This is a genomic window from Paraburkholderia sp. BGA-UO-ETr-F12 (genome assembly GCF_059567945.1).
The window spans coordinates 201,901-220,082 of sequence record NZ_JCAQOZ010000066.1; the positions used below are offsets into that span (position 1 = coordinate 201,901).

Sequence of the window (18,182 nt, forward strand, 5' to 3'; positions counted from 1 at the left end):
CATGGTTCCCTGGCTCGGACCTGACGATCCGTTTCCTTCCGTCGAGCGCGCGCTCGGCGCGGCAAGCGGCGCACCCGGCCTGCTCGCCGCGAGCGGCGACCTGCTGCCGTCGCGGCTGATCGACGCCTATCGGCGCGGCATCTTCCCGTGGTACTCGGACGGCCAGCCGGTCTTGTGGTGGAGTCCCGATCCGCGCATGATCCTGCGCCCCGCCGAATTCAAGGTGTCGCCGTCGCTGCGCAAGACGCTCAAACGCGTGCTGCGCGAAGACACCTGGGAAATCCGCGTCGACCATGATTTCGCCGCCGTGATGCGCGCCTGCGCGCAGGCGCCCCGGCGCGGCCAGCGCGGCACCTGGATCACCGCCGACGTGATCGAGGCGTATTCGTCGCTCCATCGGGTGGGCGATGCGCACAGCATCGAAACCTGGTTCGAAGGCCGGCGCGTGGGCGGTTTGTATGGGGTCTCGTTCGGCCGGATGTTCTTTGGCGAATCGATGTTCGCGGAGGTTACCGATGCATCGAAAATGGCGCTCGCCGCGCTCGTCGGACACTTGCGCCGTCACGAAATAGAAATGATAGACTGCCAGCAGAACACGTCGCATCTGGCGTCGCTTGGCGGTCGCGAGATAGCGCGCAAAGCGTTCATCGCGCATGTTCGCGCGTCTGTCGATGCACCGCCGATTCCCTGGCGCTTCGACAAGACCGTCTTGCGCGATGTCGTCGCGCCGCCGGCGTAGAAAGAATCAGGCCGAATCCGGATCCGTCGCCTACCGAGCCGCGGGTCGCGAGCCGCGGGTTGACATCCGCAAGGCGCCGGGTTTGCACTACCAGAGACGCTTCGAGAGCTGCCAACGTGACTCATCCCAACGAGCTGCCTCTTTCGCCGCTTTCCGCGCTGCAATTTTATGCAACGGCGCCCTATCCCTGCAGCTATCTGGATGGCCGCATCGCGCGCTCGCAAGTCGCCACCCCCAGCCATCTGATCAATTCCGACGTCTATACCGACCTCGTCAAAGCGGGCTTTCGCCGCTCGGGTGTGTTCACCTACCGCCCGTATTGCGACGGCTGCCGCGCCTGCGTGCCGGTGCGCGTGCCGGTCGACAGTTATGTGGCGAACCGGACCCAGCGCCGGGTCTGGAAAAAACACGGCGAGCTGATCGCGACGGTGGCCCCGCTGCATTACGACGAAGAGCACTATGCGCTTTACATGCGCTATCAGTCGGCACGGCATGCCGGCGGCGGCATGGACCGCGACAGTCGCGACCAGTACGAACAGTTCCTGCTGCAGAGCCGGATCAACTCGCGGCTGGTCGAGTTTCGCGAGCCTCTGCCGGATCATCCGGACGCGCCGGGCATTCTGCGCATGATCAGCATGATCGACATCCTGGGCGACGGGCTCTCGTCGGTCTATACGTTTTTCGAACCGGGTCTGCCCCACACCAGTTTCGGCACCTACAACATCTACTGGCAGATCGAACAGGCGAAGAGCCTCAAGCTGCCCTACGTGTACCTCGGCTACTGGATTCGCGAGAGTCCGAAGATGGCGTACAAGGCGAATTTCCGGCCGCTCGAAGGCCTGATCGACGGCGCGTGGAAAGTACTCGATCCCGCCAGCATCGATCTGCCGCCGGTCGATCTGGCGATTCACGGCCGGCGCGGGCCGCTGCGTCCGTAGTCACGGCGGCCAAGCGGTCCCAAGGGTTCGCGCCCGAGCGTCTCGACCCATTGGTCTCATTAATGCCTTAAAGCCGGTAAAATGGCGGGTTCCCATTTTCCGGCCTCCCGGCTTCGCCCCGTGTTCAGTTCCCTCTACCCGCTCGTACGCGCCCAACTCTTTCGCATGGACGCGGAAGACGCTCATCACCTGACTTTGCGCATTCTCGGCGCCGCCGGCCGCACCGGTCTTGCCGGGGCGCTCGCGCCACGCGTGCCGGATGCGCCGCGCACCGTGATGGGGCTGACGTTCAGGAACCCGGTCGGACTCGCCGCGGGACTCGACAAGGACGGCGCGTGCATCGACGGTCTGGCGGCGCTCGGCTTCGGCTTCATCGAGGTCGGCACGGTCACGCCGCGCGCACAGCCGGGCAATCCGCGCCCGCGCATGTTCCGCCTGCCGCAGGCGAATGCTGTGATCAACCGGATGGGCTTCAACAACGCGGGCGTCGACCAGTTCGTCAAGAACGTGCAGGCCGCGCGCTATCGCGGCATTCTCGGGCTGAACATCGGCAAGAATGCCGACACGCCGATCGAGCGCGCCGCCGAAGACTATCTGTACTGCCTCGAACGCGTGTACCCGTTCGCGAGCTACGTGACGGTCAACATCTCGTCGCCGAATACGAAGAATCTGCGCCAGTTGCAAGGCGCGGGCGAACTCGACGCACTGCTCGCGGCGCTCAAGGACAAGCAGCAGCGTCTGGCCGACATGCACGGCAAGCTGGTGCCGCTCGCGCTGAAGATCGCGCCGGACCTCGACGACGAGCAGATCAAATCGATCGGCGACACGCTGTTGCGTCACAAGTTCGAAGGCGTGATCGCCACCAATACCACCTTGTCGCGCACCGCCGTCACCGGCATGCAATACGGCGACGAAGCCGGCGGCCTGTCGGGCAAGCCGGTATTCGACGCGTCCAACGAAGTGATCCGCAAGCTGCGCGCCGAAGTCGGCGACACGGTGCCGATCATCGGCGTGGGCGGGATTTTCTCGGGCGACGATGCGCGCGCCAAGCTGGCTGCGGGCGCTTCGCTGGTCCAGCTCTATACCGGCTTCATCTATCGCGGCCCGGCGCTGGTAGCCGAGTGCGCGCAGGCACTGCGCTAAAAACATATAGACATAAACAAACGATATTTAGGTTTCGATAGTCTGTTTTGTTATGCTTTTGTCTGTTAAAACATCAGACGTACAGAAAGGAACACGATGAAATTTGGCTTGCTGAAGAAGATGCTCGTTGCCGGCCTGATCGGCGCGTCGTTCACGGCTGTGGCCGCCCATGCAGACGACCTGCTCGACCAGGTCAAGCAGCGCGGCACGCTGCGCATCGGTCTGGAGGGCACCTTCCCGCCGTTCAATTCGAAAGCGCCGTCGGGCGAACTGGTCGGCTACGACGTCGACATCGCCAAAGCGGTCGCCGCCAGGCTCGGCGTGAAGCCTGAATTCGTCACGACCGAGTGGAGCGGCATCATCGCCGGTCTGCAGGCCAACAAGTTCGACGTGATCGTCAACCAGGTCGGCATCACCGACGCCCGCAAGCAGGTGCTCGATTTCTCGCCGGCTTACACGTACTCGGCCGCGCAACTGATCCAGCGTAAGGACGACACGCGCCAGTTCAAATCGCTCGACGATCTGAAGGGCAAGAAGCTCGGCGTCGGTCTGGGCACGAACTACATGGACATGGCGAAATCGGTGCCGGGCATCGACGTGAAGACGTATCCGGGCGCGCCTGAATATCTGCGCGATCTGGCCGCCGGCCGTCTGGACGCGGCGCTGAACGACCGCCTGATGCTCGCGTATCTGATGAAGAATTCGCAGTTGCCGCTGCGCACCGGCGCCACACTCGGCGCGGGCAACCCGTCGGGCATTCCGTTCAAGAAGGGCAATCCGAAGTTCGCCAAGGCGATCGACGACGCGATGGCCCAGCTCGAAGCAGACGGCACGTTCTCGAAGATCTCGGACAAATGGTTCGGCATCGACGTCAGCAAGCCGATCAAGTAACGCACGCCAGATAATGCGAAGGGCGGCATCGTCGGCGATGCCGCCCTTTGTTTCTTTGCGCGCCAACCCAGGCAATCGCTCATGTCCACCACTTCCCTGCTCGTCCAATCGCTTCCCGTGCTTGCACAGGGCGCCATCCTGACGGTCAAGTTCGCGGTTCTGTCGATGATCTTCGGCCTCTTGGCCGGCGCCTTGCTCGCGGTGATGGGCATCAGTCACAACCGCGTGCTGAACTGGATCGCGCGCGTGTATGTCAGCCTGTTCCGCGGCACGCCGCTGCTGGTGCAGATATTCGTGATCTATTACGGCTTGCCGAGTCTCGGCATATCGCTCGACCCCACCCCTGCGGGCGTGATCGCATTGTCGGCGAACGTGGCGGCGTATCTGTCGGAGAGCATGCGCGGTGCGATTCTCGGCATTCCCAGCGGCCAATGGCTAGCCGCCTATAGCCTCGGACTCTCGCGGCGCCAGACGCTGCGCTACGTGATCGCCCCGCAGGCCTTGCGCATCGCCGTGCCGAGTCTGTCGAACAGCCTGATCAGTCTGATCAAGGACACCTCGCTGGTATCGGTGATTACCGTGACCGAACTGCTGCGCAGCGCGCAGGAGGTCATCGCGTCGACCTATCAGCCGCTGCCGCTGTACCTCGCGGCAGCCGCCGTCTACTGGGTGCTGTGCCAGGTGCTCGAATGGGTGCAGCACTGGTACGAAAAGCGCCTGGCGCTGCCGTCGCGGCACTGAGCCGCTGAATCACCAGGCGATTGAATCGCCCGCTGCCAACCTACCGGCTGGCGGTGAGCGATGCCGCGTCCAGCGGTGCGCCGAAACGCTCGAAGCGCGGTTTGTAGTAGTGATCCGGGTCGAGCGAAAACGCGACGTGACGCGTGCGGCCCATCAGTTCCTTGCGCGGAAAGAAGCCAAAGTAGCGCGAGTCGGCGCTGTCGTCGCGATTGTCGCCGAGCATCAGATATTCGCCCTGCGGCACGATCACCGGCCCGAACGAACTACGCGGACTCGGCGCGTCAGGCGCAAGCCGTACCGTATGCACAACGCCGTCGAAGCGCTCAGTCAGATAGTCGCCTCGCGAAGCCGTATCGCCCGGCAGCGGTTTGAGTTTCAACGGCTGATAATCCGCGCGCACGCCGTTCACGTACAGCACGTTGTCGCGCATCGCGACGCTGTCGCCGGGCAAACCGATCAGACGCTTGACGATCAACTCATGCGCGGCAGACGAATCGATCGTGACGATATCGCCGCGCTGCGGATCGTGCAGATGCGCGATCGTGATGTGGGTGAGCGGCACGCGCAGATCGTAGGCCATCTTGTCGACAAAGATCCGGTCGCCTTCGCGGATGGTCGGCAGCATCGAACCACTCGGCACGACGTTCCAGTCGGCCACGGCGCTGCGGAATAGCACCATCAGGAACAGAAAGGCGACAAGGCTTTTATTGTCGCGCCACAGTTTTCCAAGCATGCGCATCGCAGGCGGCTCCAGTGGAAGGTGATCGAAAGCGGTAGATGTGCGGACCCTTTTTATTCGAGTCCGCGTCCGTGCAAATCGTACCATCGCCGCCAAAAGCAACGCGGCGACAGCCGTCACTCTCCCGCGAACTTGAGCCCGAGCGCGGCGCGCGCCGCGTCAGCCATTTCGATCATCTGCAGCGACTTTGCGTGCGGCATCAACGGGCTCTCCAACTGTCCCGCTCGAATCAGCTCGCAGAAATGCGCGGTCTCGTAGTTCAGACCGCCGCCCTCGAACGGTTCATCGAGTTCGACCACGCGGCCATCGGCGTAGCGGATCGTGGCGCGCGCCGGATTCCACCAGGGCTCATGAATCGTGACATGGCCGCCCTTCGCCATCAGCAACGCGTCGCCCTTGCCGTGCAGATCGAGTCCGCAAAACAACTGGGCGATACCGCGTTCATGCCGGCTGTTCAGGCTCGCGAACGTATCGACGCCGGTCGAGCCGAGCCGCCCGAGCGTTTGCACCTCGCGCGGCGCACCGAGCCAGTCGACCGCGAGAAACATCTCGTACACGCCGATATCGAGCAGCGCGCCGCCGGCATGCTCGAACGACATCGACGGATGGTCGTCCGGCACGCCCGGTACCGAACAGCCGGCGCGCACGAGGCCGACCTCGCCGATGGGATCGGCCTCCAGATGCGCGCGCAGCCTTCTGTAGAGAGGATAAAACGGCGGCTTCATGGCTTCCATGAAAAGCCGCTTTTCGGCACGCGCGACCTCGAGCACGCGCTCGAGTTGCGGCCTGTTGATGGTGGCGGGCTTTTCGCACAGCACGTGCAGGCCGGCTTGCAGCGCGGCGATCGCGTAGTCGGCGTGACTGTCCTGGACGGTGGCGATATAGAGCGCGTCGATACCGCTTGCGAGCAGTGCGTCGAAACTCGCGCACACTTCGCCGCCGAATTCTTCGGCGAAGGCCCGCGCGGGTTCTGCACGACGTGACCACAGCGCGGTCAGTTGCGCCTGCGGCACGTGGGTGAGTCCAACAGCGAAGCGACGGGCAATGCGGCCCGTCCCAACGATTCCCCAGCGAATCATGGCGCCCTGGGGGAGTTCCTGCATGGCGATTGTCATCGTTCCTTCGAGTCCGCGCGGTTCAGAGCAGGCGCTATTGTGACGCAAGCCACGCGTGCATGCGCGGGTATGCGGCCGCACTGCTCATCAAGCCGGCGTTCCCGAACGACGATCTGGAGCCGCTGCCGCAACAGCCGTGCCCAGCCATGCCTGGCTACACTCAGCCACGCTCCGGCGGTTCCGAGGCGACCTTGTTGCCGAGTTCTTCCGTGGCGTAATCGATCATTGCCAGCGAGGCGATTTCCGCTTCCTTCGGATCGCGCCGCTCGATCGCTTCGAGCACGCGTTGATGCGTGCTCACCGCCGTCTCCCACAAACCGTCCTTCTGACTGACGATCGGATTGACGGTCGAGAGCGCGCCGCGAATGATCGCCGCCATCTGTTTGAAGAACTGATTGCCGCTCGCTACCATGATGCGCGCGTGGAACAGTTCATCGGCGGCCTGATAGCTGGACTCGCCTGGCTGGATCGCGCGGAACGCCTCGAACGCCTCGCGAATCGCCGCGATGTCGGCGGCACTGCCGCGCGCGGCCGCCTGCGCCGAGGCGCGCGGTTCGATCAGGATGCGAAACTCGATCACGTCGCGTAGAAACAGCGGATCGGGCTTCGCGCGAAAACGCCAGTTCACGACGTCCTCGTCGATCATGCGCCAGTCGCTCATCGGCCGGATACGCGTGCCGATCTTGGGCCGCACGTCCAGCATGTCGCGCGCGAGCAGCATCGACAGCGCCTCGCGCATGACGGTGCGGCTGACGTCGAACTCCTTTGACAGCACATCCTGCGGTGGCAGGATGGCGCCGTACTTCTCTTCGACAATACCGGTCACAAGTCCGTCCATGACCTTGCTGACCAGCGATCGATCCTTGTTTGCCTGTTCCATGACCCTCTCTCCCCGAAGCGGTGTTTGCCCCCGCGTAGCCCTGTTGATCAACCGGCCCTGGCGTGTCGTTGTATCGATGCGTAATGGTTCTTTTACGATACGTTGCTAGCATCAAAACGGTTACGCCAGTTGGGAAACCTCCTGAGAGGGTTATCCCTCTGAAGAATTGTTTCGTCCTTGTAACGCCGCATGTTTTGACGGGCCATAAGCTTGCGTCTCAAGCGTGCCTGCGTTGGAAAATTTGCATAGTGCGAAGACGCACGTAATGGACCGAATTGTCTGATCGTCATACTTTGAGCGGACCCGAACAGGTACAGAAAACCGGGCCGGACGGGACCGCCGGTCAGACGCCGAATATCGTCGGCCATGGAACGCAATGAACGAGGGCGAATTGAAAGGAAGCGCGCCGAACACGCCGCTGCAGCAACCAGGCGCCGGGAGCGATGCGGTGGCCGGCATGACACGCGGCGAGGCGGGCGGAGTCTCAAAGCGGTGTCGCCATCGACGCATAGCGCCCGCCAAAGAAGATCAGCGGTGCATGTTCGTCGAGCGAGAACACCAGCACCTCGCCGACAAAGAGCGTGTGATCGCCGCACGGATGCCGGTCCACCACGCGCGCCGCGAAACGGGCTGCCGCGTGTTCAAGCAGCACCACCTCCGGCAAGCCTTCCACCGGGGCAAAGCGCGGCGCGAACCGGCTCTGCGGTTCGCCGGAGAAGTGCCGGCTATGGCGTTCCTGCGCATCGGACAGCACGCTCACGCCGAACATCGCGCTGTTCATCAAACGCTCGTGCATGCGGGCGCGGTGCCCGACCGATACGACGATCAACGGCGGCCTGAGCGACCCGGACATGAAGGCGTTGGCGGTCATCGCGTGCATGCCGTCGCCGCTGCCGGCCGAAATCACCACGACGCCGGTTGCAAACCGCCCTAGCGCATGACGAAAACGGCGCTCGTCGAAGCTCGACACGTTCTGATCCGCCGCGCCCGAAGCGCCCGCGTTTGCGCATGCCGGGTCCGCACACGGCACCTTCTCCTCGTCAGGATTCCTGTATATATCGAAGCCCTCCGCGGAACCTCGCGATTGCGGGGTTCGTGGCGCCACGCGTCCCATCTGCGTGGAAGGCGCGCTCAGCACGCGCGCCATTATAGGAGCTCGAACGTGTTGACGAACGCCGCGCCGTCGCGCTCGCGGCGCCGCGTGGCAAAGAGCGGTTGCTTGCCGCGCAACTGGCGCGTCAGACCGATGAACGGCACGCCGTGATCGAGATACGGCCCCTCCGTCTTGCGAAAGCCGAATTGCTCGTAGAAACCGCGCAGCCCGACTGGCGCGCTCACACGCGCGGCGTGTCCCGGCCAGCGCTCGGCGATCGCCTGCAGCACCCGTTCGAGCAATAGTTCCGCGGTGCCGTCGCCGCGCCGCAGCGGGCTTGTCAGCACCTTGTCGATGGTGATTTCGGGATCTTCGGCGTCGCCGGGTTGCAAGCGTGCATAGGCCAGAATCGGCATGGGCCGTGCCATATCCTCGACCGCGAAGACGTGCAGCGCGCTTTCGTCGCGGCCATCGGCATCCAGACAGACATGCGACTGCTCGACCACGAAGACCGCGCTGCGTGCCCGCAGGATCAGATACAACTCGCGTGCGGATAACTGCTCGAAATCCAGCGTTTTCCAGTTCATCACTTTCCCCAGCGTTAAATACGTTCAGCGAGGACGGCATCACGCGCCGCCCCCGACGGCCTGACCCGACACGCCGGCCTGTAGTTGCCTGTACTCAGGCCTACACGGTACGTCCGCGAAACACGCGTTTCCGTGCGGCATCGCACTGACGCTGGGCTTTGCCGATCCTTAAATACGAAACGTCGGGACCAGAACGGCGACATCCGTTCGTTTCACGTCAGCACCGTTCGAAAGACTGCTTACCTACAAGGGGACACCCCAAGATGAAAACAGCACTGCGCCGCATCCTTTCCGAATCAGCCCGTCTCGACGTCTCGCCAGACACCCTGGCCGATGATGCCGATCTTTACGCCGCAGGTCTGTCCTCGCTCGCGACCGTGCATCTGATGCTGGCTATCGAAGATGAATTCGGCATTGAAATCCCAGACCGGATGCTGACGCGCCGGTTGTTCTCAAGCATCGATTCGATGGCCGCCGCGATCACCGAGCTGCAACAGGCGCAGGCGGCAGCATGAACGCCCCGCTGCCGGACACACCCACGGTGACGGCGCCACTCGCGCAGTCCGCCGCGGTGCAACCCGCCGCTGCGGGTGTCGTGCTGAGCGCGGTGGAAACCGAGCCTGGCTGGCGCGCCGCGGCGCAGCGCTGCGCCGCCGTGGCCGCGCAGTTCGCCGATGCGGTGGATCGCGAAGCGCGCTTTCCCCATGAAGCTTTCGAGGCGCTCAAACGCGAACGTCTTTTATCGGCGATGGTGCCGGCCACGTTCGGCGGCGCGGGACTCTCGCTCGCGGATGTCGGCGCGATCTGCGAAATACTCGCGCAGGGATGTGCCTCCACTGCGATGGTGTATGCGATGCATCAGATCCAGGTCGCCTGCATCGAGGCGCACGGCAGCGAGTCGGCGTGGCAACGGCAGTTGCTCGCGCAACTGGCGGAACATCAATGGCTGCTGGCTTCGGCTACGTCTGAAGAAACCATCGGCGGCAATATGCGCACCAGCGCCTGCTCGGTCGAGCTCGACGGAGAGCCCGGCCAGCAGCGCTTTCGCGTTGAAAAACTGGCGCCGACGATCTCGTACGGCGCCCACGCCGACGGCATTCTGGTCACCGCCCGGCGCACCGCCGAATCGGCCGCGGCCGACCAGGTGCTGATCGTCGCGTTACGCGCAGAAACACAACTGGAAAAGCGCGGCGGCTGGGATTCGATGGGCATGCGAGGCACTTGCAGCGAGGGCTTCCGGCTCGTCGCCACGGGGCTCGCCGAGCAGATCCTGCCCACCCCCTTCGCCGATATCGCCGATCAGACCATGCTGCCGGTCTCGCACACGCTGTGGGCCTCCGTATGGACCGGCGTGGCCAGCGACGCGGTGAATCGCGCGAAAGCTTTCTTCCGCGCCCAGGCCCGCTCGAAACCGGGCTCGATCCCGCCGGCCGGCCTGCGCCTCGCCGAAGCGGTCGGCCTGCTGCAGATGATGCAGGCACGCCTGTCGGTTGCCTTCGACGCGGCGCGCGCCGCCCATCACGCGCGGCATGGCGGCTGCCAGGCCGATGCGCCGCTTTCGGCGATGCTCGGCTTCGCCTCCGACATGAACACGCTGAAGACCAGCGTTTCGAACACCGCCCTGCAGGTCGTTCAGGAAGTGCTGATGATCTGCGGCATGGCGGGCTACAAGAACGGCACGGAATACAGCGTGGGGCGGCATTTGCGCGACCTCTACTCCGCACCGCTAATGATCAACAACGACCGTATCGCGCAGAACACGGCGAGCCTGCTGCTCGCGCAACGTCCTGCCGCTCCGGGGAGAGCCTGACATGAACACGATGACCGACACCGCAGCGCTGGCGGTTGAGACGGCCGCTGCCGCCCGGCAACCCGCGGCGCCGACTTTCCGCGACGAATTGCTGGCCGCCGGCCTGTTGATCGATACCGGCGAAAACGGCCTGTACGGCCGCAGCCAGATTTTCGAGGACGTAGTGGAGCGCCTGAACGTGGCGATCACGCATCTCGGCGCCGACCAGCAGCCGGAGGTACTGCGCTTTCCGCCCGCCATGCGCCGCACCGATTTCGAGGACAGCGAATATCTGAAGAGCTTTCCCAACCTCGCCGGCACGATCCATTCGTTCTGCGGCAACGACATGGGGCATCAGCGCCTGCTGCGCGCGCTCGATAAGGCCATGGACGAGCGCGACGACGAGCGCAGCGAAGAATGGATGGAACAACAGCAACCGACCCGCGTGGTACTCACGCCGGCCGCCTGCTATCCGATCTATCCGGTCATGGCGCGGCGCGGCCCGCTGCCTGCCGGGGGCCGCACCATCGACGTGCTGTCGTATTGCTTCCGCCACGAACCGTCGCTCGATCCGGGTCGCATGCAGATGTTCCGGCAACGCGAATACGTGCGTCTGGGCAACGCCGAACAGGTGATGGCATTCCGGCAGATGTGGATCGAACGCGGTTCGCTGCTGATTACGCTGCTGCAACTGCCGGTCGACGTGGATCTCGCCAACGACCCGTTCTTCGGCCGCGGCGGCAAGATCGTCGCCGATAGCCAGCGCGCCCAGGCGCTCAAGTTCGAACTGCTGATTCCGGTGGCGAACGCCGACAGCAAGACCGCGTGCCTCTCGTTCAACTATCACATGGACCACTTCGGCGCGATCTGGAAGATCGCCTGCGAAGACGGTACGGTGGCGCACACCGGTTGCGTCGGCTTCGGCATGGAGCGCATCACGCTCGCCCTGTTCCGTCACCACGGGCTCGACGTCACGGCGTGGCCGGACGACGTGCGCGCGCTGCTGTGGGGGGACACCGAGGCGCGCGTCGCGCAAGGCATGCAAGCCATGCAGGCCGCCTCCACGGCGTCGCACGATGCCGGAGAGCGCGTATGAATCCATCCCCGGTCCCTACGCCAAAGGAAGGTCAGGCGACCTTCCCAATGTCCCGCCGGCTCGATCTGCCGCCTCACGGCGGCACGGCCGCACCCACAGCATCCACAGCGGCCGCGGCTCCGTTGCGGCAGCACGCCCCGCACGCGCTGCATCAAGGCGAGCGGGTGTGGCAGGAGACCAACTGCTACGTCGACCTGTGGATCGAATTGCTGCACGGCTTCGGGCTCGATCCGCGCGCGGCGTTCGGCTTTACCGTCACGCAGGACTTCGAAGGCGATCAGTTCACGTTCTTCAAATTCCCGCTCGACGACCTCGAGCGCCTATATGGCACCCAGGTGCAGGAACTGGCGATCTACGACTCCCTCGAAGCCCGCGTGCACGCGCAGACGCTGCGCGGCCATACGGTGCTGGTGGAAGTGGACGGTTATTACCTGCCTAATACACGAGCCACCTCGTATCGGCGCGAGCATCCGAAAACCACGATCGGGATCGACTTCATCGATCCCGCGGCACGGCGTCTGGGCTATTTCCACAATACCGGCTACCACCTGCTCGACGGCGAAGACTACGACGGCGTCTTTCGCAAGCTGCCGCAGTTCGCGCAGCAAGCGGATCTGCTGTTTCCGTATGTCGAATTCGCCAAGCAGGTTCGACCCGCGCTGGAAGGCACCGCCCTCGTCGAAGCATCGGCGGAATTGCTGTGCGCCCATCTGGCGCGGCGGCCGCTGGTCAATCCGATCTCGCAGTGGCGCGAGGCCTTTCCCGCGCATCTCGACATGCTGCTCGAACGCGGCGAGGCGTTCTTCCATCCCTATTCATTCAACCTGATGCGGCAGCTCGGCGCGAACTTCGAGTTTCTCTCGAAGTATCTGACGTGGCTGGCCGCGCAAGGCTTCGATGTGCCGGAGTCGATCCCGGCAGCGGCGCAGCGGATCGCGTCGGAGTCGATGGTGATGCAGTTCCGGCTTGTGCGGGCCATCGCGCGTAGGCGTCGCGATTCGTGTGAAGACTGCTTCGACGTGCTCGAAAGCGCCTATGAAAAGACGCTGCCCCCGCTCGCCGCACTCGTGCTGTGACGAGTCCGGACCTCTGGCCGCAATCACTCGACACAGGCTGGCAGTGTGTCAGCACGCCGGCCGGTGCATGTGCATCACCCGCTGATTTACCCACGCAGGGCTGGCTCGCCGCCGAGGTGCCCGGCACGGTGGCGGGCGCGCGCCGTGCCGCCGGTTTGCTGGACATCGCGAATCCGCCGCCTCTGGCTTTCGACGATCACTGGTACCGGCTCACGCTGACCGGCACGGGCACACGCCGCTTGCGTTTCTCGGGCCTCGCCACGCTCGCCGAAGTCTGGCTCGACGGCAGCAGGCGCCTCGACTCCGATTCGATGTTTATCGCGCACGATCTCGAGATCGAACTGCACGGCAGCGCGACACTCGCATTGTGCTTTCGCTCGCTGACGCCGGCGCTCGCGGCCAAACGTTCGCGCGCCCGCTGGCGGCCGCGGCTCGTCACGCCGCCCACCTTGCGCAACGTGCGCACCACCCTGCTCGGCCATATGCCCGGATGGTGTCCGTCGGTGCAGGCAGTCGGTCCATGGCGGCCCATTGAAATCCTGAGTGACGCGACGCACGCATTCGACACACTCGATCTGAGCAGCCGCATCGAAGACGGCGACGGCGTTGTATCGCTCACGTTACGTTTCGTGCATCCGCATGACGCCGACGCGTGCACTGCCGCGTTGAATTGCGGTGACCATGTTTCGTCTTTGCAATGGCGCGATGCATATACACTGACCGGCAGCGTGCGCGTACCGCGTGCCAAACGCTGGTGGCCACACACGCACGGCGAAGCCACTCTATATCCTCTGACGTTGCAGCTTGATGACGAGCGCGCGATATCCGGCTCGATCAGCCACACCATACCCGGATCGATCTCCCACTCACTGGGATCGATCGGTTTTCGCAGCATCGACGTCGATCGCGGCGCGCAGGGTACAGGCTTTGTATTGCGCGTCAATGACATGCCGGTGTTTTGCCGGGGAGCCTGCTGGACCAGCGCCGATCTCGTTACGCTGAGCGGCAACGAGGCGCAGCTGCGCCATGCGTTCGCACTCGCGCGCGATGCCGGGATGAACATGCTGCGGGTCGGCGGCACGATGGTGTACGAGTCCGATCTCTTCTACGCGCTTGCCGACGAGTATGGGCTGCTGATCTGGCAAGACTTCGCGCTGGCGAATTTCGACTACCCGAACGACGCCGCCTTCAGCGCGTCCATCGAACGCGAAGCGACGCAGTTTCTGGCCCGCACACGGCGCTTCGCGTCGCTTGCGGTGCTGTGCGGGGGCAGTGAAGTCGACCAGCAGGCGGCCATGTTCGGCCTGCCCGATTCGATGCGTGCGCAACCACTTTTTACCGAACAGCTACCCGCCATCGTGGCGCGCGAGCGGTCGGATGTACCGTATGTCAGCAATTCGCCCTCGGGCGGCGCGTGGCCGTTTTCCACTAATGAAGGCATCACGCACTACTACGGCGTGGGCGCCTATCAACGCCCGCTCGACGACGCGCGCCGCTCGCAGGTCCGTTTCGCCGCCGAATGTCTCGCCTTCGCCAACGTGCCGGACGACGCCACCTTGCGCGACGCGCGGGGCACGATCCACCCGCACGATCCGCGCTGGAAAGCGGCCGTACCGCGCGACCCCGGCGCCGGCTGGGATTTCGACGACGTACGCGACCATTATCTTCAGACGCTTTACGGTGTCGAGCCGGCGCGCTTGCGTTACGAAGACCCCGAACGCTATCTGGATCTGTCGCGCGCCGTGGTCGCCGAGTTGATGAGCGACGTGTTCGCCGAATGGCGGCGCACCGGTTCGAGCTGCGGCGGCGCGTTGGTCTGGCAGCTTCAGGATCTGCGAGCCGGCGCGGGCTGGGGCTTGATCGACGCCACAGGACGGCCTAAAAGCGCCCTGCACGGGCTCGCGCGGGCGCTGCAACCCATCCAGCTGCTGCTGACCGACGAGGGCCTCAACGGCCTCGATATTCATCTGCTGAACGAGCGCGCGGAGCCACTGCTCGCGCAACTGGAACTGGCCTGCCTGCGCGACGGCAGCGTCAAGGTGGTCTCGGCCAGCCGCACGGTCGAACTGCCGCCGCACAGCTCGCAGCGAATCGGCGCGGGGGAATGCCTCGGCCAGTTCTTCGATTTCACGCACGCCTACCGTTTTGGGCCGCGCGCCCACGACGTAACGATTGCGACACTGCGCGACCCGGCGAGCGGCCGGATCGTTTCAGAAGCGATTCATCTGCCGGAACGGCGCGCGGACGTTCGTCACGACCTGGGCCTGACGGTACGCCCCGAGCGCACCGCCGACGGCTGGCAACTGGTCATTGAAGCGCAGCGCTTTGCGCGCTTCGTTCATATCATTGACGCGAATTACCGCGCCGCGCAGGACTGGTTTCATCTACCGCCGAACCGTGCTCACACCGTGCCGCTCCTGCCCGTCGAGAAACTGGTTGCACACGCATCGAACGCGATGTTTAAAGCAGACGCAACATGCGCGGCACCCGCCGGTGAAGTTCGCGCGATCAATGCGATATCCGCCACCTTCTACGGTTGAATGTCGTCCCTGCACTAGCTATCACCTCGCGAAGCGCGTAAAACCTCGCGCTGCGCGAATTTATCTGTCTGGTCAGCGGAATCACAACGGGTTGACCTACGGATTTCCGGCCTCCGGAAAGACACTTCGTACTACTCCGCACGCAGCGTATAGAACACATCTGAATCAATTCCGACACACCCCGGACGGCCCCCAGAAACGCACCTGCAAAGGCGATTGCGGCGCCACGATACCTGCGGCAAAGCGCTGCTCATCAACCGCTAACTCAATCCGATCAATGACTTGGCTCGAATAAAAATACCTTTCGACGGAACCGCCCGTTAAATCGGCGTTGTGCAGAATTGAAACAAAAAACCGCATTTGGCTTCGCGCACCGCTAAGACTTTTTTCGCTGCGCCGCACCAGCACTGGTTTTCCCTACGCTTGGCACACTCCTCGCTAAAGGAGAAGCGCAGCACTGTCACCGCAACGTGATTCACAAGAATGGCGGTGACGCGTCAGGCCAATACGGGGCCGTTCCTGTTTATCCCTTCGCTGCTCGCCAGGCAGCACGTAGTCAATTCAGGGATGCAGGCATCGGATCAAAGACACGAAACCACGCAGCGCGTGGCTTCAGCGAGGACCGATCATGTTGACACTTCAATCAGATCTGCACGGTAACCATTTGCTCGGCGCGTTGCCGTCCCACGAATGGCAAGCGCTTGCCCCTCATCTCGAACTGGTTCATCTGCGTACCGAACAACTGCTGTGCGATTCAGGTCAACGCATCCATCACGTCTACTTTCCGACCACCGCAATCATCTCGATGCTCTCGACGATGGAAGACGGCAGCTCGGTCGAAATCGCCGCGGTCGGCCGCGAAGGCATGACCGGCGTGCCGGTGCTCACCGGCGGCGAAACCATGCCGAACCGCGTGCAGGTGCAATGCGCCGGCTTCGCCTACCGGATGAGCGCACAGGCCCTCAAGCAGCAATTCGCACGCTCCGATTTTCTGCGCCGCCTGATGCTGCTGTATATGCACGCCCTGCTCACGCAAGTTGCGCAGACCGCGGCCTGCAATCGCCACCACGCGTTGAACAAGCAATTGTGCCGCTGGTTGCTGATCGAAGTGGATCGCGTGGCATCGAACGACCTGACGGTCACCCAGCAACTGATCGCCGACATGCTCGGCGTGCGCCGCGAAGGCATCACCGAAGCGGCCGGCAAGTTGCACGACGAAGGGCTGATTCATCACAGCCGCGGTCATATCAAGATACTCGACCGCAAGGGTCTCGAGGCTCGCGCCTGCGAATGCTACGGCCTCGTCAAACGCGAATTCGACCGTCTGCTGCCACGCCTTCGCCAGGCCGAAACCGTCGAGTAAGCAGCCCCCAAGGCTGCATCGTTCGATCACAGGGTAGATCACTATGTTCAGGAATACTGCGCGATTTCTCGACGCACTCTTCGTGATTGCGGGCGGGTTGATCGCTCATTGGTTGCGCTTTTCGACGCCGATTGCGTTATCGGACACGGAGCGCCTCCTGATCGCCTTTAACTGTGTGCTCGTCTTGCTGATGTTTCCCGGCTTCGGCGTCTACGAACCGTGGCGCGGCAAGGCGCTGCCTGCGATGCTGCTGAGAGTGGCCGCCGCGTGGCTGGTGGTGGTCGCCACCGCTCTGGTGCTGGCGTTCACCTTGCACCGCATGGATGCGGTTTCGCGGCTGTGGTTCGGTTACTCGACGCTGATCTCCGGCGCGCTGATCATCCTCACCAAGTGTCTCGTGCATGTAGCGTTGCGCAGCGTGCGCCGACGGGGGATGAACTTCCGCACGGTCGCGATCGTCGGGGCGCCCGGCTTCTCGCGTACCTTGCTCGCGCATCTCGACCATGCGCCGCAAGCCGGCTTCAAACCGGTCTGCATGTTCGACACCAGCGCCAGCAGCGACACCGGCATCCAGCCGGCCGGCATGCGCGGCGGGCGGCTGAATCGCCTGCCGGTGCTGACCGACCTGAATGCGTTCGCCACCAGGGTGCGCGAAGAGCGCGTGAACGAAGTGTGGCTCGCCTTACCGCTTTCGGAAGAACATACGATCTATCGTTTCACGCGCATTTTCAGGCATGATTTCGTGAACCTGCGCTTCATTCCCGATGTACGCAGCCTCTCGCTTTTCAATCACGCGCTGGTCGATGTCGTCGGCTTGCCGACGCTCAATCTGAGCGCGACGCCCGTCTCGTCGCCGCAGATGTGGCCCAAACTGATCTTCGACCGCCTGTTCGCGGCAGCCGCGCTGCTGGCGCTCGCGCCGGTGTTCTTCGTGCTCGCGATCGGCATCAAGCTGAGCTCGCCGGGGCCGGTGTTCTTCCGGCAGATCCGCAAGGGGGTGGACGGCCAGCCGTTTGCGATCTACAAGTTCCGTTCGATGACCGTGCACCAAGAAGCCCACGGCCAGCTCACGCAGGCCACGCGCAACGACACCCGTGTGACGAAGCTCGGCGGCTTCATGCGCCGCACCAGTCTCGACGAACTGCCGCAATTTCTGAATGTGCTGCTCGGCCAGATGTCGGTGGTCGGTCCACGTCCCCACGCGGTGGAACACGACGATCTCTACAAGGATCAGGTGTACGGCTATATGCACCGCTACCGGATCAAGCCGGGCATTACCGGCTGGGCCCAGGTGAACGGCTACCGCGGCGCCACCACCAAAGTCGAGAAGATGGAGGCGCGCGTCAAGTTCGACCTCTTCTACATCCATAACTGGTCGTTCTGGTTCGACATGAAAATCGTGTTCATCACGATCTTCAAAGGTTTCGTCGGCCGCAATGCCTTCTGAGCACG

The 18,182-nt window shown here is 63.6% G+C and carries 18 protein-coding genes; 12 read left to right on the forward strand and 6 right to left on the reverse strand.

Features of this window, described 5'->3' with window-relative positions:
- The first annotated feature begins 1 nt into the window (after position 1).
- From aat to AC57B6_RS34485, 5 genes are all read left to right on the forward strand, one after another.
- A complete protein-coding gene (aat, locus tag AC57B6_RS34465) occupies positions 2–739 on the forward strand; it encodes a leucyl/phenylalanyl-tRNA--protein transferase (protein WP_030102833.1) in 738 nt (245 codons plus the stop codon).
- A gap of 116 nt (positions 740–855) precedes the next feature.
- The gene (locus AC57B6_RS34470; protein ID WP_028198164.1) at positions 856–1,677 is read left to right on the forward strand and encodes an arginyltransferase; all 822 of its coding nucleotides are present in this window, start codon (positions 856–858) and stop codon (positions 1,675–1,677) included.
- Positions 1,678–1,758: 81 nt separating this feature from the next.
- Positions 1,759–2,820 (forward strand): quinone-dependent dihydroorotate dehydrogenase, encoded by a 1,062-nt coding sequence (locus AC57B6_RS34475; protein WP_081833168.1) that lies wholly within the window; start codon positions 1,759–1,761, stop codon positions 2,818–2,820.
- 96 nt (positions 2,821–2,916) lie between these two features.
- Complete coding sequence (locus tag AC57B6_RS34480) at positions 2,917–3,711, forward strand: cystine ABC transporter substrate-binding protein (protein WP_496423011.1); 795 nt, start codon at positions 2,917–2,919, stop codon at positions 3,709–3,711.
- A gap of 81 nt (positions 3,712–3,792) precedes the next feature.
- Positions 3,793–4,452, forward strand: coding sequence for an amino acid ABC transporter permease (locus AC57B6_RS34485; RefSeq protein WP_028198161.1), 660 nt, complete (start codon positions 3,793–3,795; stop codon positions 4,450–4,452).
- 40 nt (positions 4,453–4,492) lie between these two features.
- Here AC57B6_RS34485 and lepB read toward each other — a convergent pair whose 3' ends face one another.
- The 5 genes from lepB to AC57B6_RS34510 form a co-directional block, all read right to left on the reverse strand.
- Positions 4,493–5,191, reverse strand: coding sequence for a signal peptidase I (gene lepB, locus AC57B6_RS34490; protein ID WP_496423012.1), 699 nt, complete (start codon positions 5,189–5,191; stop codon positions 4,493–4,495).
- Between the two features lie 116 nt (positions 5,192–5,307).
- Positions 5,308–6,306, reverse strand: coding sequence for a Gfo/Idh/MocA family protein (locus AC57B6_RS34495; RefSeq protein ID WP_496423013.1), 999 nt, complete (start codon positions 6,304–6,306; stop codon positions 5,308–5,310).
- Between the two features lie 160 nt (positions 6,307–6,466).
- On the reverse strand, positions 6,467–7,186 hold the full coding sequence (locus tag AC57B6_RS34500) for a FadR/GntR family transcriptional regulator (RefSeq protein ID WP_028198158.1): 720 nt from the start codon (positions 7,184–7,186) through the stop codon (positions 6,467–6,469).
- A 484-nt stretch (positions 7,187–7,670) separates the two neighbouring features.
- Positions 7,671–8,333: a flavin reductase family protein gene (locus tag AC57B6_RS34505; RefSeq protein WP_235429639.1), complete on the reverse strand. Its 663-nt coding sequence runs from the start codon at positions 8,331–8,333 to the stop codon at positions 7,671–7,673.
- Positions 8,333–8,866, reverse strand: coding sequence for a GNAT family N-acetyltransferase (locus AC57B6_RS34510; RefSeq protein WP_030102825.1), 534 nt, complete (start codon positions 8,864–8,866; stop codon positions 8,333–8,335). The genes AC57B6_RS34505 and AC57B6_RS34510 overlap by 1 nt, the downstream gene beginning before the upstream one ends.
- Positions 8,867–9,129: 263 nt before the next feature.
- Here AC57B6_RS34510 and AC57B6_RS34515 point away from each other — a divergent pair, with 263 nt between their 5' ends.
- Genes AC57B6_RS34515 through AC57B6_RS34535 form a run of 5 tightly spaced genes read left to right on the forward strand, consistent with a single transcriptional unit; the run spans position 9,130 to position 15,367 of the window.
- A complete protein-coding gene (locus AC57B6_RS34515; RefSeq protein ID WP_028198155.1) occupies positions 9,130–9,381 on the forward strand; it encodes an acyl carrier protein in 252 nt (83 codons plus the stop codon).
- Positions 9,378–10,676, forward strand: coding sequence for an acyl-CoA dehydrogenase family protein (locus AC57B6_RS34520; RefSeq protein WP_496423014.1), 1,299 nt, complete (start codon positions 9,378–9,380; stop codon positions 10,674–10,676). The genes AC57B6_RS34515 and AC57B6_RS34520 overlap by 4 nt, the downstream gene beginning before the upstream one ends.
- A gap of 1 nt (position 10,677) precedes the next feature.
- Positions 10,678–11,751, forward strand: a complete 1,074-nt coding sequence (locus AC57B6_RS34525; RefSeq protein WP_028198153.1) for an amino acid--[acyl-carrier-protein] ligase — start codon at positions 10,678–10,680, stop codon at positions 11,749–11,751.
- Positions 11,748–12,827 (forward strand): DUF1839 family protein, encoded by a 1,080-nt coding sequence (locus AC57B6_RS34530; protein WP_496423015.1) that lies wholly within the window; start codon positions 11,748–11,750, stop codon positions 12,825–12,827. The genes AC57B6_RS34525 and AC57B6_RS34530 overlap by 4 nt, the downstream gene beginning before the upstream one ends.
- A complete protein-coding gene (locus AC57B6_RS34535) occupies positions 12,824–15,367 on the forward strand; it encodes a glycosyl hydrolase 2 galactose-binding domain-containing protein (protein WP_496423016.1) in 2,544 nt (847 codons plus the stop codon). Before AC57B6_RS34530 ends, AC57B6_RS34535 begins: the two co-directional genes overlap by 4 nt.
- 165 nt (positions 15,368–15,532) lie before the next feature.
- Here the strand turns inward: AC57B6_RS34535 and AC57B6_RS34540 are convergent, their stop codons facing one another.
- Entirely contained in the window at positions 15,533–15,775 is a 243-nt protein-coding gene (locus tag AC57B6_RS34540) for a hypothetical protein (protein WP_127837927.1), read from the reverse strand.
- A 220-nt stretch (positions 15,776–15,995) separates the two neighbouring features.
- Between AC57B6_RS34540 and AC57B6_RS34545 the strand changes: the two genes are divergently transcribed.
- Positions 15,996–16,730: a Crp/Fnr family transcriptional regulator gene (locus AC57B6_RS34545; RefSeq protein ID WP_028198151.1), complete on the forward strand. Its 735-nt coding sequence runs from the start codon at positions 15,996–15,998 to the stop codon at positions 16,728–16,730.
- Positions 16,731–16,773: 43 nt separating this feature from the next.
- Entirely contained in the window at positions 16,774–18,177 is a 1,404-nt protein-coding gene (locus tag AC57B6_RS34550; RefSeq protein ID WP_496423017.1) for an undecaprenyl-phosphate glucose phosphotransferase, read from the forward strand.
- Positions 18,178–18,182 lie beyond the last annotated feature (5 nt).